Consider the following 16,610-nt stretch of genomic DNA (forward strand, 5'->3'; position numbering starts at 1 on the left):
CCATACGACAATTCATCACACCATTTGCTGATCAATAAACGTCATTTTTTGCTTACGCGACATCATGGCATGGTTCAACAGAACACCACCACACGCCACCATTCCCCCCAGTAATGCGGCCAGAATAACGATCATTGATTTAGCCGGACCATCTTTTTTCACCGGCAGCGAAGGTGAAAGTTGATATTTAAACGGTGTGAATTTTACGTCGCTCACATTCATCGCTAACAGCTGCTCAACGTGATATTGACGATTACGTAATTCCCCGTTAATTTCAGCAACATCCGTTACTGATTTTTCTATTTCTAATTTACGTTCGATGCCGTCAGCACCCAGTGAAATAGAGAAATCGGGGTCATCTTTCACAGCCTGACCATTACTATAAACCGGTTTTTTAATCCCGGCAGCATTGGCGATCTCCAGCGAGTAGTTCAGTCGCTGGATATTTGCTTCCAGCTGGTTTTTGAGCCTGACGCGATCCATCTCCAGTCTCTCTTTCTCATAACTGGTTTTGATGGACAATTTATTGCGAATATCTTCCAACGTTTCCTTCACCACAAGGGCAGAAATATACTGGATATATCCCTTCAGCACTGACTGGGCTTCTTCGGCCTGAGGTGCGGTAAAACTCAGCGTCCATGAGGTATACAGCGAAGTTTCGTTCTTCTTACCCAGGTTAGTATCAACCGCTTTCATTTTCTCACTGAGCCTGACAATTGCCTGATGCAACTCCATTTCGTCGATATCAGCACCTTTCAATTGATCCATTACGTAAGGCGAAGAGCGCAGATATTCTTCTAACAATGAAGGCGACTGGAATTTTTTGATAAACAGGTTAAACACATCACCACTGCTAACGCTAATATCCATATCCAGCACGCGCAATTTGGTCAGCGTATTCTCTAATCCCTGCCATTGAACCGCTTCCGCTGGCGTCACGATGGCCTGACTGGTCCATTTTTGTGGCAGCAGAAAAGAGACCAGAATACCCACACAGGCAAAGGCGAAAACGGTCGCTATAATTTTCGTTCTTGCGCGCCATAAGATTTCGATTAGATTCACTAAATCGATTTCATTTGCGTTTGCCGTTGGCTGAGGATACCCAGTAAATTCCGAAACGTTATCTTGCTTTATATTTAATGATGACATGTTGCGTGACCTGAAAACTTTCCTAAAAGAAAAACATTCCTGTGGGAGAAGTCTACCAGTTAGTCAGAATTATCCGAAACATTCTTTGTGCTTGTTGCCCTACCAAAAATTATATTCGGAATTTATTCACCCCTTTCATCACCTTGCACCGCACAAAAAAGAACAATTCCATAACATATTTTTTACATTATGGAATTGTTCGATCACCGCGATAGCAATATTCGTCTTGTTACACAGATTTATTAATCAGTGTATTTATTACAGGTCCTATCACCTCAAATGCGGTGGGGGAAATAATATCAACATGCGCGCAATCCTGGCGGTAAACATCCAGACTGGATATCCACGGCGACCAACTGCGCTCAGGACTCACACCCGGTACTAACGTGCGCTCAGCGACGAAAAGCGTGGCGTGACCTGCAAACGGCACGCTGTGCGCCGTGGTAAGCAGGCGAACCGCATCGGCGTAGTTGCCTTCGATTGCGTTAAATAAAGCCTCTGACGCATTCCCCTGCTGCGCCGCCAGAAACGCTTCGCGTTCACGCTCGATCTCCGCCAGTACCGCTGGATCCAACCCATTAGCCTCTTTTTCTTGCCAGTTTTGCGTTTCCGGCGGCCAGGTATCCAACAGCCCGAGGAATGCAACCGTCTCTCCTCTGGCATGTAAGCGCGCGGCGATCCCCTGTGCCAGCGTGCCGCCCAGCGAATAACCTAATAAATAGTAAGGTCCGTGAGGCTGTTGACTGAGCAACGTTGCCAGATGATGTTCGCATACCGCGTCGAGGTTTTCCGCCGTCTGCATAGGCCCATCCGGTCGTGGCGACTGAATACCTATAATCGACCACTGCGGGCTGAGATATCGCGACAGCACGCTAAACTGCCAGGCAAAACCCGACGCCGGATGAAAACAGAACAGCGTTGGGCCGTGACTTTCACGCAGCGGCAGCAGTGCCTCAAATCCCAGACGCTGCGACTGTTCATCATCAGTGCTCTCCAACAGAGCGCTCAGTTGTTCAACGGTAGAGGCCACCATAATCTGCCCCGGCGTCACCTGACGCTCAAAAACCCGGCTCAACTGTGCTGCCAACTTCATCGCCAGCAACGAATGTCCGCCAAGCGCAAAGAAGTCTGCCGCCACGTCATTCACCTCGCAATTCAGTAAAGCCGCAAAAGACTGCGCGATGGTGGTTTCAGTCCCTGCTCGCGGTGCGCGCCCGGAAACACGCGACGTCAACTGTGGCATCGGCAGCGCTTTACGATCCAGTTTACCGTTCGCGCTAAGCGGCAGCTCCGCCAGTTGCAACAATACTGTCGGCACCATATGCGCAGGCAGTTTTTCACGCAGCTTTTCCCGCAACGCGGACGTATCCAGCGGTAAACCCGATTGTGACACCAGATACCCCACCAGTTGACGCGCATCGCCGCCTGTCGCCGCCGCCTGGTTGAATACGCAGGCGTGGGCAACGGCATGCTCGACATCTGGCAATTGCTGCATCACCCGGTCAATCTCGCCGAGCTCAATGCGTTGTCCGCGAATTTTAAGCTGGTCATCGCTGCGCCCAAGGTATTCCACAGCGCCATTTTCCAGCCAGCGAGCCACATCCCCGGTACGGTACATGCGTTCGCCAGCGTTAAACGGATCGGCGATAAAACGGCTTGCGGTCAAATCCGGACGGCCCAGATAACCTTGCGCCAGTTGGATCCCCGTCAGATATAAGTCACCAGCCACGCCGAAAGGCACCGGGCGCATCATGGCATCCAGAATACGTAAACCGGTATTCCATACCGGATAGCCAATCGGCACGCTGTTGCCGGTTACATCAGCAAGGTCTTCCCCCCAGGCCGGATACCAGCTCACATCAACCGCCGCTTCCGTTGGTCCGTACAAATTGTGCAGTGGCGCATGAGTTAACTGTTCCCACTCACGGCATAAATCTGCAGGCAAGGCTTCGCCGCTGCAAAATACCCGTTTCAGCGAGGCACAACTCTCCCGCGCGGTTTCCGGCGTCAGTGAAGCGACAAAAGCGGCCAACATAGAGGGAACAAAGTGCGTGGTCGTCACCCCATATTGGGCAAAGAACTGCTGCATCGCCAGCGGGTCGCGGTGCGCCTCAGGCTCTGCCATTACCAGCTTTGCCCCGGCAATAAACGGCCAGAAAAACTCCCATACCGAGACGTCAAAACTGCACGGTGTTTTTTGCGCCACCACATCATCCGCGGTCAGCGGATAGTGATTTTGCATCCACAGCAGACGGTTAACGATGGCGGTTTGCCCAACCATCACCCCTTTTGGTCTACCGGTAGAACCGGAAGTAAAAATGATATAGGCAGTATGATTGGGCTGAGATACTGCCAGCGGAGCAGCATCTTCTGCTGGCAGGGGTGAGTCATAGCACAGACTTTCCAGCCCAGGAATATCGCTAAAGCGCGCCAGTTGCTCATTGGTCGCGATCAACAATTTTGGCTTCGCGTCTTCGAGCATCATCCGCAGGCGATCGTCCGGGTATCCGGTATCCAACGGCAGCCAGGCTGCACCGGCTTCAACAATACCGTGCAGCGCCAGCGTCAGGAACACGGAACGCGGTAATGCCACGGCGACGCTGTCGCCAGGCTTGACGCCGCGTGCACGCAAAAGGCTCGCCAGCGCCACGACCTGCTGGCGCATTTCGCGATAGCTAAACTGATAGCGGGCATCGGCCAACGCCGGGGCATCCGGCGTTTTATCGGCCTGCGGTGCCACCAGCGCGCTCAGCGTAATGAACGGGATCTCGACGATCGTGTCGTTAATCTTCGCCAGCCGCTCATGTTCTGTTGGCAACAGCATCCCGGCGTCGCCGCAGCATAGCGCCGGATTGTCGGCAAACTGCTCGATAAGCCCGATTAAACGCGAGGCATGCTGCGCCAGCATTTCTGCATCGTAGCGCTGTTTATTGGCCAGAATTTCAATACTCAGCCCACCGTTTTCATCCGGGAATAACGCCAGCTCAAGATCGTTCACCGGCCCTGTCGCCAGCGTGTGGGTTTGTGCCTGAACGCCGGGAATATTCAGCTGATAGTCGAATATTTTCACGTTCAGCACCGGGCCAAACAGCGGCTCGGCACCGGCTGCACGCCCGCTGTCGCGAACGATTTGTTCGGCATCATAACGTTGATGCCGACGCATTTTCTTCAACTGTCCGGCCAGTCGTTGTGCAAGTGCAGGCAAGCTTTCTGCCGCATCCAGCCTCACACCAAATGGCAGTACGTTTAAAACCGGTCCAGTGGAGGTCAACGCCGCCGACCCCATACGCCGCATAAAGATAAACCCGGCGGCATAATCCATTCGGCTGCATAAACGTCCCAGCCACAATGCCACCAGCGCGAGGGCCAGATCCGCACGCTGAACGTCAGGCATACGTGCCGCAAGCCGACGAAACGCCCCTTCAGGCGCGGTTAACTTCATACGAATAATATCCGCGCTGGCCGATCGTCCCGGCAACGGATTGTTCGACAGCGAGGCAGGAGGCGGGAGTTGCTTTCGCTGCTCGCGCCAGAAAGCGCCGTCGCGTTGCCAGGCATCGCTTTGACGGTACTGTTGATACTCTTCCACCACCTCGGCGAACGGCGTAAAAGGCGAGTCAGGCGTAGGCTCGCCGTGTAGCCATGCGCGATAAATTGCGGCTATCTGGCGGGTAATGGCTGGAAAACTGAAGCCATCGACCAGCAAATGATGGTAACGCTGATACCAATACCAACGCTTTTCTCCCACCTGTATAAGCAGGTGAAAAACCAGCGGCTTATTGCCATCAGCACGTATGTCCTGCTGCAGGTCTGCCTGCATCAACGCACGCGCCGCCTCATGTGGATTGGCTTTTTCGCGCAGGTCGATAATTTCAGGTTGCGCAAAGGCGAGCGCAGAATCCACCCATTGCCAGATCTCACCGTTATCTTCGCTAAACCGCATCCGCAGAGTATCGGCCTGCTCCAGGCCAGCCACAACTGCTTTCGCCAGCAACGACGCGTCCAGTTCGCCAGTTAATTCTACGTAGTGCGCCACGCTCCACGCCGAGGGCAATGTGGAGAGTTTTTCCGCCATCCAGATCCCCGGCTGAGCCGCCACTAACGGTAAACGCTGAGTCATGGAGCCTCCTGCACATCGACGTAGTTCGTTGGCGTCAGCGTGGTCCAGTTTGCATCCAGCCATTGCTGGCAGGCTTCCTGGGATTGAGGTTCGCAAGCAATTTGCCAGCCAGCAGGAAGCGAGCACTGCTGCGGCCAAAGGCTAAACTGACGTTGGGGATTTTGCAGAATGTAAAACTGGCCCTGCGGATTATCGAAGGGGTTACTGAATTCCATACTCAACTCCTGTCGTGGAACATCGTCCGGTTAAATCGTGTCGGTAAGCGGTTGCCAGAGCGTCATTAGCCCTTGCATCAGACCGCCGCGCCAGCAAAGCGCATCGTGTCCGCCATCAACCTGACGCCAGAAAATAGACTGTGGTGCAGAAGGTAACTGGGCATATAACGCCTGATTAGCGCGATAAATAATGGGCTCGCGGATCCCCGTTTCCAGGACAATACGCAGCCCCTGAGCGCTGACGGTCCCGGTCTTCAGTTGCTCGACGATCGCCCCGTCCTGATGACCACCACGATGCGGCCACCAGTAAGAACCGGACTGGCTAAGCACACAGCCAAAGCGCGCGGGCCAGTTCAGCCCGGCATACAGCGATGACAACCCGCCAAAACTTTGCCCAGCCACCACGGTGCGCTGCGGATCGTCACTAAACGCGGTCGTTGTCTTCACCAGTGGTAATAGCTCCTCCTGCACCGCCAACCAAAAATCCGCATTACACGGTAGCTCATGGCTGCGGTGAGCCGTATCAATGGCATCAATCAGAATATAAACGGCAGAAGGAAGGTGTCCGCGATGCGTGAGTGAAGTCAACGCAGGCCAGACCGGCATACTCTGTGCCCAAAACTGCCCATCCAGCAGGATAGCCAACGGACGCGTTTCGGGTTGAGCATCACCGGTGGTAAACACCCATACGCGACGCGTATTGCCGAGCCTGGCGCTATGCCATTGCAGGCAAACTGCGGGTGAATCTGGGTTTTCAGGTCGATCCCATCCAGGCTGTACGGGTGCCTCCGGCATTTCCAGCGCAGACACCGCGTGGCCACGACCGCCCCGCCAGCTCTGCGGATTAAGGGGATCGGCAATGGCCTGCGGCAGCAATTGCCGCCAGCCTTCACGCAGGATGCTTCGGTCAGGCGCAGCGTCCGCCGCCAGCGAGGAGAAGATATCGTTTCGTGCTGTTGGGATAAAACAGTAGCTGCCACGCCAGTTGGCGCTGAGGGAAACACTCCAGCACCAAACATTTGTTCCATCAATGCGTCGCATCGACTGAGGGATGGCATTTTGATGGTGGTCGGTGACGCCGGTGATATAAACCCAAACGCGATGAATGGCTGACTCTTTTTCCGTTCCCCGTGGGTCACGCCACCAGAAGGTTACCCGATAATTTCCGTTGTCTTCACGCTCCCACTCCGGGCCTTTTTTCGACTGCCACCACGCCTCGCTTCCCATCTTTAACGTCGTCACAGCCATAACCCCATGTTTATTGTGAAATTTTATGATCTAGCGTGAAATATATTGATAATATTATTGATAACTATTTGCATTTGCAATAGCGTATTGTCGCGCTGTGGGAAGCGCGTACAGTTTTTCACCACTTATAAACCGACCTGGCGCTGCGTACTTTTTCTGGAATGGATAGTTTACGCAGATGCGGGCGACATCAGGCCAAATGCCGCACCACGGCACATTGGTACTCGTGGCTAAAAGAACAGCAGGACATACAATGAACAACAAGATTCATTCACTGGCCTTATTGGTCAATTTAGGGATTTACGGGGTAGCCCTGCCAGCAATGGCAGAAGATCAAACCGATAGCGTCGCTGTCTCTCATGAAGACACCATCGTCGTTACCGCCGCCCAGCAGAACCTGCAGGCGCCGGGTGTTTCAACCATTACCGCTGATGAAATTCGTAAGAACCCTCCCGCTCGCGATGTGTCGGAAATCATCCGTACCATGCCTGGCGTTAACCTGACCGGCAACTCAACCAGCGGTCAGCGCGGCAACAACCGCCAGATCGATATTCGCGGCATGGGGCCAGAAAACACCCTGATTTTGATCGACGGTAAACCGGTTACCAGCCGTAACTCCGTACGCCAGGGCTGGCGCGGCGAGCGTGATACCCGCGGCGATACCGCCTGGGTTGCTCCGGAAATGATTGAACGTATTGAAGTGCTGCGCGGTCCTGCCGCAGCACGCTATGGCAATGGCGCAGCTGGCGGTGTGGTGAATATCATCACCAAGAAAGGCGGCGATGAGTGGCATGGTTCCTGGAATACCTATTTCAACGCCCCGGAACACAAAGAGGAAGGTTCAACCAAGCGTACCAACTTTAGTCTGAATGGACCGCTGGGCGGAGATTTCAGCTTCCGCCTGAACGGTAACCTCGACAAAACCCAGGCCGATGCCTGGGACATTAACGACGGTCACCAGTCAACACGTACGGGCGATTACGCAGATACGATGCCTGCGGGTCGTGAAGGGGTAAAAAACAAAGATATCAACGGCCTGCTGCGTTGGGATTTTGCCCCAATGCAATCGCTGGAGTTTGAAGCTGGCTACAGCCGTCAGGGCAACCTGTATGCGGGTGACACCCAAAACACCAACAACGATAACAAAACCAACGGACTGGTGAAAAAATACTACGGTAAAGAAACCAACCGTATGTACCGCCAGAACTATGCGCTGACGTGGAACGGCGGCTGGGACAACGGCATTACCACCAGCAACTGGGCGCAATACGAACACACCCGTAACTCCCGTTTGGGTGAAGGTCTGGCAGGTGGCCTTGAAGGGTTATTTAACAGTAATCAATTTACCGACACTGACCTGGCGGATGTCACCCTGCACAGCGAAATTAGCATTCCATTCGACCTGTTAGTTAACCAGAACCTGACGCTCGGTACCGAATGGAACCAGCAGCGTATGAAAGACATGAGTTCCAATACCCAGACCTTTATGGGCGGGAACATACCTGGTGCCAGCAGCACCGATCGTAGCCCGTATTCGCAAGCTGAAATTTTCTCCCTGTTTGCTGAAAATAACATGGAGCTGACCGACAGCACCATGTTGACGCCGGGTCTGCGCTTCGACCACCACAGCGTCGTTGGCGACAACTGGAGCCCGTCCCTGAACCTGTCCCAAGGTCTGGGCGACGACTTTACGCTGAAAATGGGTATCGCACGGGCCTATAAAGCACCTAGCCTGTACCAGACTAACCCGAACTATATTCTGTACAGCAAAGGCCAGGGCTGCTATGCCACCGGATCTGCGACGGGCATTGGTTGCTACATGATGGGCAACGATGACCTGAAGGCCGAAACCAGTATCAACAAAGAGATTGGTCTGGAGTTCAAACGTGACGGTTGGCTGGCCGGCGTCACCTGGTTCCGCAACGATTACCGTAACAAGATCGAAGCGGGGACTGTACCGCTAAGCAGAACGTCAATTACCCAGAAAAACCCGACTACGGGTAAAGAAACAACAACCTACACCGATATCTATCAGTGGGAAAACGTACCTAAAGCGGTGGTGGAAGGCCTGGAAGGGACGTTAAACGTACCGGTTAGCGAAACCGTTACCTGGACCAACAACATCACTTACATGCTGCAAAGTAAGAATAAAGAGACCGGCGAACGCTTGTCGATTATTCCTGAATACACGCTGAACTCAACGCTGAGCTGGCAGGCGCGTGAGGATTTGTCACTGCAATCCACCTTTACCTGGTACGGCAAACAGCAGCCGAAGAAATATGATTACCAGGGTAAACCAGTGACCGGCAGTTCAGCCCAGGAAGTGAGTCCGTACAGCATCGTCGGCCTGAGCGCGACCTGGGATGTGACGAAAAACGTCAGCCTGACCGGCGGCGTGGATAACGTCTTCGACAAACGTCTGTGGCGTGAAGGTAATGCCCAGACCACCAGCGACAACAAGACTGGCTATTATATGGCGGGCGCTGGCGCGTACACCTATAACGAACCGGGTCGGACGTGGTTCATGAGCGTTAACACACACTTCTGATAACGCTTTCCCTCTCCTCGCTGCGGGGAGAGGGAAATCATAACTATGATGCACACCACGCACACACCGCTCACTTTCGCAGACCACACGCTGCACATTGTCGAGTTCGATCCCGACAGCTTCCATGAGCACGACCTGCTCTGGCTCCCCCACCACTCTCAGCTTCAATCCTGTGGACGTAAGCGTAAAGCTGAGCACTTAGCAGGGCGTATTGCCGCAGTACACGCTTTGCGCGAATTTGGCCTTAAAACGGTACCCGGCATCGGTACACAACGCCAACCGGTATGGCCGCAGGGGCTGTTTGGCAGTATCAGCCATAGCGCATCAACTGCGCTGGCGGTGGTATCAAGACAGCCGGTGGGTATTGACATAGAAGCCATTTTTACGCCACAAACGGCAACCGAACTGGCAAGTAGCATTGTCACTCATGCTGAGAAAGAATTGTTGGCAAACAGCGGCTTGTCTATTGAACAGGCGCTCACCCTGGCGTTTTCCGCCAAAGAGAGCGCTTTTAAAGCAACCCGGACATCAAGACAAGCAGACGCCGGGTTTACGCAATATCAAATCGTGGTGTTACAGCGTAACCAGATGATCCTCCGCGCGCACCACCAAACGTATCGTGTGCAATGGCGTTTTTCGGACAACGCTGTAATCACACTGGCAACAGTATAGAATTCAAAGCAGTTCGCGGGCCAGAGCCGCGATGGCTGCGGCGTCAAAGCCATGGTGCTGGCGTAACCAGCCTCGATCCGCCGCCGCCGCGTACTCCCCATCCGGGATGCCTAAACGCTTCAAAATTGCCCCCATTCCGGCCTCTGCCAGCACTTCGGCCACCAGGCTTCCCAACCCGCCATTAATATTATGCTCTTCCACGGTAATCACCGCTTTACAGCCTTGTAACGCAGATAACAGGGCTTTGGTATCGCAGGGGCGAATTGAAGGCACACTGACCACCTTCGCCTGAATTCCCGCGTCAGCTAACAGCGCGGCGGCATCAACAATTTCATGAACTGTCGAGCCCGTTGCCACCAGCGCCACATGCTCCCCCTCACGCAGCGTCAACACCGCCCCCGGAACAAAACGGTAACTCTCGTCATGAAGTTCCGGCAGAGCTTTTCCATCAAGACGAATATATACCGGTCCCTGATAGCCAATCGCATAATCGATAATCTGTCGGCACTCTCGTGGCGAAGATGGGGCGAAAATCTGGATATTGCCGAAGCCTCGCATAATGGCAATATCATCGATCGAATGGTGAGTGCTCGCCAGCGGGCCATAGCTGGCACCAGCATTAAGACCGAATAGCTTCACATTGGTATTGTTGTAGCAAACATCGACTTTAATTTGCTCATTGGCACGGGAGATAAGAAATGGCGCAGCGTTACAGGTGACGGCGACCTTACCGCCAAGTGCAAGTCCTGCCGCCGTTCCAACCATGCTTTGTTCGGCAATACCTACGTTGACCAGGCGACCGGGAAACTGCTTTATAAAAGGAGCAATTTTCGCGGTTGATGTCGAGTCCGCTACGACCGGCACCAGGTCAACACCTTGTTCCACTGCATCAATGAACGCCTGAACCATGACGTTCGCGAGGTGTTCTGCATTACTCATCTTTTAATTCCTCCAGAGCCAGTTCGATCTCTTCACCTTTTGGCACCCGATGGTGCCATTCAGGGCGCCCCTGGATAAAAGATATACCCGCGCCTTTCGTGGTATTGGCAATGATGACGTTAGGTTTGCCATCCTGCTTAAGTCCTTCCAGCGTGGCGACAACCGACGCCATATCATTCCCCTGACACTCAGTCACCGTCATACCAAATGCCTGCCATTTTGCGGCAAGCGGATCGGTATTCATGATTTCGCGAGTCGGTCCGGCTAATTGAAGATTGTTCTTGTCATTAATAATGATCAGGTTATCGAGGCCATAATGAGCAGCAGCCAGCGCCGCTTCCCAGTTACTTCCTTCGGCCAGTTCGCCATCGCCTGTGATTAAAAAGATGCGGCGTGAACTGTTACTTTTCTTCGCAGCCAGAGCCAGTCCCACCGCAACAGGTAAACCGTGGCCCAGAGCACCGGTATTCAGCTCAATACCCGGCGTTTTCTGGCGCACCGGGTGTCCGGGAAGATGTGAATTGGCATGTTGATAGGTTTCCAGCCAGTCAACGGGAAAAAAACCCGCCTCCGCCAGAACGCAGTAGTAACAGCCTACCGCGTGACCTTTAGACTGGATGTAGATATCCCGAGCCTCATCAGCGATACGCTCCGGAGCGACATTGAGTATACGAAAATAGAGTGCCGTCAACAGCTCAACTTGAGACAAGTCCGCACCAGTATGCCCACCCGCAGGGCTGTTAGCATTTAATCTAACAATGTGACGGCGAACCGCCCGCGCTTTGCGCTCAAGAGTCTGGATATCATAGTTCCAGGGATTCATTTAGCACCTCTGAATTTATTTTCAATATGGAATATTTATTCCGCATGGGACTAAAAAAACCAGAATTTCCCATACGTCACATCTTCAGGCTTACGCCGTTGTATCATACTCAGGAACATTCTGCCTCCTTACCGCGACCACACTGACGCTGGTAATAATAAGTTGACCTGTAACCATCATGAATATATATTCACAAATGATTCTTTATTCAATTATGCAACCTAATTTTCGTATTTGTCCATAGCTGTTTTGGAGGATTGGTTAAAGTTAGAGCTTTATCACACTTACCTGTCTTCAATTTTCGCGTATGATAAAACGCATTAAGATAATGGCGGTACGTAAATGATTTTCGAGGAAATATATGGCTAAGCAGGACGAACAACGGCTATTGGTTAAAATCGCTACCCTTTACTATCTTGAAGGACGCAAACAGTCCGATATTGCTCAACTTCTCTCGCTTTCTCAGTCGTTTATCTCCCGCGCCATCACCCGCTGTCAGAAAGAAGGGGTGGTGAAAATCAGCGTTGTCCAGCCCTCAAATATCTTCCTGAATCTTGAAAAAGGGATCGAGGAACGTTACGGCATTAAGCAGGCCATTGTGGTTGATACCGAAGAGGATGCCAGCGACCACACCATCAAACGCGCCATTGGTTCTGCCGCAGCCCACTATCTGGAAACCAGGCTGCGCCCCAAAGATCTGGTGGGCGTTTCCTCATGGAGTTCGACTATCCGAGCGATGGTGGATGAAGTCCATACGCAGAACCTGAAGGCCGGCGGCGTAATTCAATTGTTGGGCGGCGTGGGTCCCAACGGCAACGTACAGGCCACAATTCTGACGCAGACGCTGGCACAACATCTGAATTGTGAAGCCTGGCTGCTTCCTTCGCAGAGTATCGAAGGCTCGGTTGAAGAGAAAAACCGTCTCGTTGCCAGCAAAGATGTCGCCGATGTGATTTCACGCTTTGATAATGTAGACATCGCCATTGTTGGCGTCGGGATCCTCGAACCGTCCCAATTGCTGAAAACATCAGGCAACTACTACCACGAAGATATGTTGCAGGTACTGGCAGATCGCGGCGCGGTCGGAGACATTTGCCTGCATTACTACGACAACAAGGGCCAGCCGGTATTGCAAGATGACGAAGATCCAGTGATTGGCATGGCCCTGGACAAGGTAAAAAAATGCCCGAATGTCGTGGCGCTTGCTGGCGGTACAGACAAAGTCGCGGCAATTAAAGGGGCGTTGAACGGAGGTTATATCGACGTGCTCATTACCGACTATCCTACGGCCCGCATGCTGGTCACCTCCTGATCCTCAATTCGCTGATAGCCTTTGCACGAAAGATAAAAAGCAAAGGCTGTGACTAAAATCCATATATTTCAATAGACTGAATGGTTTCACCTCGCCTTAATTTACTCTTTTTTCTGTTATTGTCCCGTCTGTGTAAGTGTGATTCTCAGCACAATTGATGATTTTTTCTGTAGCCCAACGGAAAGATTGTGGCTAAGGTATTAAATAAATAATCACTATCGAATATATATTCAATAATTGAAAAGCGATGTCACAGCCAGGCCTGATGTAGTAATGACGCGACAATGAGGGGGCTTTATCCTCCAAACCGGGACGCAATGTGACTCAGGAGATAATCTATGTGTGCAGCGAAGAAAGAGTTCATCATTGCGCTGGATGAAGGCACAACTAACGCCAAAGCGGTTGCGCTTGATGCACAGGGCAATGTGGTGGCAAAGTTTTCTCAGCCACTGGCGATTCAGACCCCTCGGGATGGCTGGGTTGAACAATCTGGCGAGGTGTTGATTGATGCTTCTATTGGTGTCATTGCCAAAGCTGTGAATCATGTTGGTGCTGAAAACGTCGCAGCACTGGCTATCAGTAATCAGCGTGAAACCGCCATAGGCTGGTATCGCCAGACTGGCAGACCGCTAAATTCCGCAATCACCTGGCAATGTACGCGCAGTGCGGCTTACTGCGAGGAACTGCGGCATGAAAATAAAGAACAACTAATAAAATCAACCACTGGTCTGCCAATCGCACCACTTTTCTCCGCATCAAAAATGCGCTGGCTACTGGAATCCGTGACCGATGGCCCACAGCTGGCTGCGCAGGGACAAATTTGCCTGGGAACGATCGACAGTTGGTTGCTATGGAATTTAACCGCTGGTGAAGCCTTCTGCTGTGACTATTCCAATGCCGCCCGCACACAGTTGCTAAACCTGCACTCTGGAGAGTGGGATGAAGCCATGCTGGCACTCTTCCACATTCCGCGCGCCGCCTTACCGGAAATAAAACCCTCCAGTGGATTATTTGGTCATACTCGTGGACTCAATGGCATCCCAGACGGCATTCCTGTGATGTCGATGGTGGGTGACTCACATGCCGCTCTGTTTGGCCATGCTCTTGGCGAAATGGGATGCGTTAAAGCAACTTACGGTACCGGGTCATCGGTGATGGCGCCGGTCAAATCAGCCCAATGCGATATTGACGCACTGGCTACAACCATCGCCTGGCACGATGGAAACAGCATCATATACGGACTGGAAGGCAATATCCCGCACACGGGTGATGCGGTGGCATGGATGGCAGACAGTACGGGTCTGAGCGAACTTTCGGATGCCGAACTGACCTACGAACTCAACACCCTTCCCGCCTCCGTTGATTCAACCCTCGGCGTTTATTTTGTGCCAGCACTGACCGGGCTTGGCGCACCGTGGTGGGATGACAGTGCCCGTGGAGTCATCTGCGGACTCAGTCGGGGAGTTAAACGAGCACATCTCATTCGTGCCGCACTTGAGTCGATTACCTATCAAATCGCCGATGTTGTAGTTGCCATGCAGCAGCACGATGATTTCAAGTTAACTGCATTAATGGTTGACGGTGGCCCCACCAAAAACGACTGGCTAATGCAATATCAGGCAGATCTGCTTGGTTATCCGGTTATGCGTAGCGATGTGCCAGAACTTTCCGCCATTGGCGCGGCATTACTGGCGCGTAAAGCGCTTTACCCTGGCTCACTGACTGATTTAAAAGCTTTTTTAACCGTACATAGCACATTTCAACCCGACATGGATCGCCACCATCGGTTGCAAAAAAGATGGCAGGAATGGCGCCATGCGGTAAACAGAACATTATGGAAACCGGCCCCGTCCGCCTGATGCCTCACCTGGGAAAACGCGCGACGTTATTTACCACATATACAGGAGGACACCGGACCATAAGAAATTCAAGCTTTACGTTGTTTCACCGTACCCGACAATAACAACACAGAGAGAACATTGTCATGAAATTACGTTTAACGCTGTTAACTGCTGCAACCCTGACTGCTTTGTCTTTTACTGCTCATGCAGCGGAAAAAGGGACAATCATGATTATGGTGAATTCACTGGATAACCCGTATTACGCCTCAGAAGCAAAAGGTGCCAGTGAAAAAGCCAAGGAACTGGGCTACAAAACCACAATTTTGTCGCACAGTGAAGATGTGAAAAAACAGAATGAATTGATTGATACGGCAATCGGCAAAAAAGTCCAGGGTATCGTTCTGGATAATGCAGATTCAACGGCCAGCGTCGCGGCAATTGAAAAAGCGAAAAAAGCTGGAATTCCCGTCATATTAATCAACCGTGAAATTCCCGTTGATGATGTTGCACTGGTGCAAATTACCCACAATAACTTCCAGGCGGGTTCCGAAGTTGCAAATATTTTCGTCGAGAAGATGGGCGAAAAAGGTAAATATGCTGAACTGACGTGTAACCTTGCGGATAATAATTGTGTTACGCGCTCCAAATCCTTCCACCAGGTTATTGATCAGTTCCCGGATATGGTTAGTGTCGCCAGACAGGATGCCAAAGGTACGCTTATCGACGGTAAACGTATTATGGACAGCATCCTACAGGCCCACCCGGACGTGAAAGGTATCATCTGCGGTAACGGTCCTGTTGCACTGGGCGCTATTGCTGCATTAAAAGCGGCGAACCGCAGCGACGTGGTAGTGGTCGGTATCGACGGCAGCAACGACGAACGTGATGCGGTGAAAGCAGGCACTCTACAGGCAACCGTCATGCTCCAGGCTCAGGCTATCGCAGCACAAGGGGTTACCGATCTGGATAACTACCTGCAAAAAGGCATAAAACCCGAAAAGCAACGCGTCATGTTCCGCGGAATTCTTATCACTAAAGAAAACGCAGATAAAGTGCAGGATTTCAATATCAAGTCCTGATCCCGGGTTGTTGCGCCTCTCAGGAGGCGCAGAGGAGAACATTATGTCTAAAAAAGCCTGGCTTGCGCTGGCCTTGTTGACCGTGGGCGGATGCCGCATCGTCTCGCAGCAGGAACTTGCGGACCTCAAGTCGCCACCGAATCCACACATGGCCAATATTGATCAAACGTGGCAAAACAAAATTGTTCCGCAAATTGTCGGGCAGGCTCGTCCGGTGGCCGATTTATTAATGGCCTTGCATGCTGAAAAAGATTTTGATAGCGCCTGTAAAAATCTCGGCTACCGTTCTCAGGAAGAGAATCCCTGCATCTTTTACGTACAAGTAGAAGGAAAAATTAGCAATCTTGATACCGCCTCTCGTAGTGGAAAAATGACTATCGCCGATAAAAGCGGCAACAGCATTATTGTGCAGATTGGTCCGACGCTGCGCGGCACACAATTACGCGATGCCTTTAAAGGCACAAGTTATAGTGATTTCAATGACCAGGTATTATTTGGTGAATATGGTCGAGGAATTAACGAACAAGCAATAAAGATGATCCAATCTGCGCAGCTTAAAACCGGAGAATCAGTACACGTTTATGGTGTTTTTTCTGAGTGGGAGATACCAAAATCCATCCCGGTTATTACACCAGCGAAAATTGAATCTGTAGGAGGACAATAA

At 52.0% G+C, this 16,610-nt stretch carries 12 protein-coding genes; 6 read left to right on the forward strand and 6 right to left on the reverse strand.

All coding sequences use genetic code 11. From position 1 onward, the window contains the following. Positions 1 to 15: 15 nt before the first annotated feature. From wzz(fepE) to fes, 4 genes are all read right to left on the reverse strand, one after another. The gene (gene wzz(fepE) / locus OGY18_RS16595; protein WP_149335033.1) at positions 16 to 1,149 is read right to left on the reverse strand and encodes an LPS O-antigen length regulator Wzz(fepE); all 1,134 of its coding nucleotides are present in this window, start codon (positions 1,147 to 1,149) and stop codon (positions 16 to 18) included. A gap of 229 nt (positions 1,150 to 1,378) precedes the next feature. Further along, positions 1,379 to 5,269, reverse strand: a complete 3,891-nt coding sequence (gene entF, locus OGY18_RS16600; protein ID WP_286553670.1) for an enterobactin non-ribosomal peptide synthetase EntF — start codon at positions 5,267 to 5,269, stop codon at positions 1,379 to 1,381. Beyond that, the gene (locus tag OGY18_RS16605; protein ID WP_003831185.1) at positions 5,266 to 5,484 is read right to left on the reverse strand and encodes an MbtH family protein; all 219 of its coding nucleotides are present in this window, start codon (positions 5,482 to 5,484) and stop codon (positions 5,266 to 5,268) included. Before OGY18_RS16605 ends, entF begins: the two co-directional genes overlap by 4 nt. A 30-nt stretch (positions 5,485 to 5,514) precedes the next feature. Beyond that, positions 5,515 to 6,732, reverse strand: coding sequence for an enterochelin esterase (gene fes / locus OGY18_RS16610; RefSeq protein ID WP_286553672.1), 1,218 nt, complete (start codon positions 6,730 to 6,732; stop codon positions 5,515 to 5,517). A gap of 253 nt (positions 6,733 to 6,985) precedes the next feature. Here fes and OGY18_RS16615 point away from each other — a divergent pair, with 253 nt between their 5' ends. Together OGY18_RS16615 and entD are read left to right on the forward strand one after the other, a co-directional pair. Then, on the forward strand, positions 6,986 to 9,280 hold the full coding sequence (locus OGY18_RS16615) for a TonB-dependent siderophore receptor (protein WP_079934798.1): 2,295 nt from the start codon (positions 6,986 to 6,988) through the stop codon (positions 9,278 to 9,280). Positions 9,281 to 9,328: 48 nt separating this feature from the next. Beyond that, a complete protein-coding gene (entD, locus tag OGY18_RS16620; protein ID WP_149384185.1) occupies positions 9,329 to 9,952 on the forward strand; it encodes an enterobactin synthase subunit EntD in 624 nt (207 codons plus the stop codon). A 3-nt stretch (positions 9,953 to 9,955) separates the two neighbouring features. Here entD and OGY18_RS16625 read toward each other — a convergent pair whose 3' ends face one another. Together OGY18_RS16625 and OGY18_RS16630 are read right to left on the reverse strand one after the other, a co-directional pair. After that, entirely contained in the window at positions 9,956 to 10,891 is a 936-nt protein-coding gene (locus tag OGY18_RS16625; RefSeq protein ID WP_003831178.1) for a transketolase family protein, read from the reverse strand. Beyond that, positions 10,884 to 11,714 carry a transketolase gene (locus OGY18_RS16630; protein ID WP_003831177.1) on the reverse strand — a complete coding sequence of 277 codons (831 nt, stop codon included), beginning with the start codon at positions 11,712 to 11,714 and terminating at the stop codon, positions 10,884 to 10,886. The genes OGY18_RS16625 and OGY18_RS16630 overlap by 8 nt, the downstream gene beginning before the upstream one ends. A gap of 361 nt (positions 11,715 to 12,075) precedes the next feature. Here OGY18_RS16630 and OGY18_RS16635 point away from each other — a divergent pair, with 361 nt between their 5' ends. From OGY18_RS16635 to OGY18_RS16650, 4 genes are all read left to right on the forward strand, one after another. Further along, positions 12,076 to 13,026: a sugar-binding transcriptional regulator gene (locus OGY18_RS16635; RefSeq protein WP_003831176.1), complete on the forward strand. Its 951-nt coding sequence runs from the start codon at positions 12,076 to 12,078 to the stop codon at positions 13,024 to 13,026. A 338-nt stretch (positions 13,027 to 13,364) separates the two neighbouring features. Next, positions 13,365 to 14,885: an FGGY family carbohydrate kinase gene (locus OGY18_RS16640; protein ID WP_003831175.1), complete on the forward strand. Its 1,521-nt coding sequence runs from the start codon at positions 13,365 to 13,367 to the stop codon at positions 14,883 to 14,885. Between the two features lie 125 nt (positions 14,886 to 15,010). Continuing rightward, entirely contained in the window at positions 15,011 to 15,946 is a 936-nt protein-coding gene (locus OGY18_RS16645) for a D-ribose ABC transporter substrate-binding protein (RefSeq protein WP_003831174.1), read from the forward strand. A 43-nt stretch (positions 15,947 to 15,989) separates the two neighbouring features. After that, positions 15,990 to 16,610 carry a DUF2291 family protein gene (locus tag OGY18_RS16650; RefSeq protein ID WP_100272793.1) on the forward strand — a complete coding sequence of 207 codons (621 nt, stop codon included), beginning with the start codon at positions 15,990 to 15,992 and terminating at the stop codon, positions 16,608 to 16,610.

Origin of the sequence: Citrobacter sp. Cpo142, assembly GCF_030332425.1 — a bacterium.
Classification (GTDB): Bacteria; Pseudomonadota; Gammaproteobacteria; order Enterobacterales; family Enterobacteriaceae; genus Citrobacter; species Citrobacter portucalensis.

Bases quoted from the DNA above. Each gene is read 5' to 3' on its own strand.
- OGY18_RS16645 (WP_003831174.1), top strand. From the start codon at position 15,011: ATGAAATTACGTTTAACGCTGTTAACTGCTGCAACCCTGACTGCTTTG.
- entF (WP_286553670.1), bottom strand. From the start codon at position 5,269: ATGACTCAGCGTTTACCGTTAGTGGCGGCTCAGCCGGGGATCTGGATG.
- OGY18_RS16640 (WP_003831175.1), top strand. From the start codon at position 13,365: ATGTGTGCAGCGAAGAAAGAGTTCATCATTGCGCTGGATGAAGGCACA.
- OGY18_RS16625 (WP_003831178.1), bottom strand. From the start codon at position 10,891: ATGAGTAATGCAGAACACCTCGCGAACGTCATGGTTCAGGCGTTCATT.
- OGY18_RS16605 (WP_003831185.1), bottom strand. From the start codon at position 5,484: ATGGAATTCAGTAACCCCTTCGATAATCCGCAGGGCCAGTTTTACATT.
- OGY18_RS16650 (WP_100272793.1), top strand. From the start codon at position 15,990: ATGTCTAAAAAAGCCTGGCTTGCGCTGGCCTTGTTGACCGTGGGCGGA.
- OGY18_RS16615 (WP_079934798.1), top strand. From the start codon at position 6,986: ATGAACAACAAGATTCATTCACTGGCCTTATTGGTCAATTTAGGGATT.
- OGY18_RS16635 (WP_003831176.1), top strand. From the start codon at position 12,076: ATGGCTAAGCAGGACGAACAACGGCTATTGGTTAAAATCGCTACCCTT.
- OGY18_RS16630 (WP_003831177.1), bottom strand. From the start codon at position 11,714: ATGAATCCCTGGAACTATGATATCCAGACTCTTGAGCGCAAAGCGCGG.
- fes (WP_286553672.1), bottom strand. From the start codon at position 6,732: ATGGCTGTGACGACGTTAAAGATGGGAAGCGAGGCGTGGTGGCAGTCG.
- entD (WP_149384185.1), top strand. From the start codon at position 9,329: ATGCACACCACGCACACACCGCTCACTTTCGCAGACCACACGCTGCAC.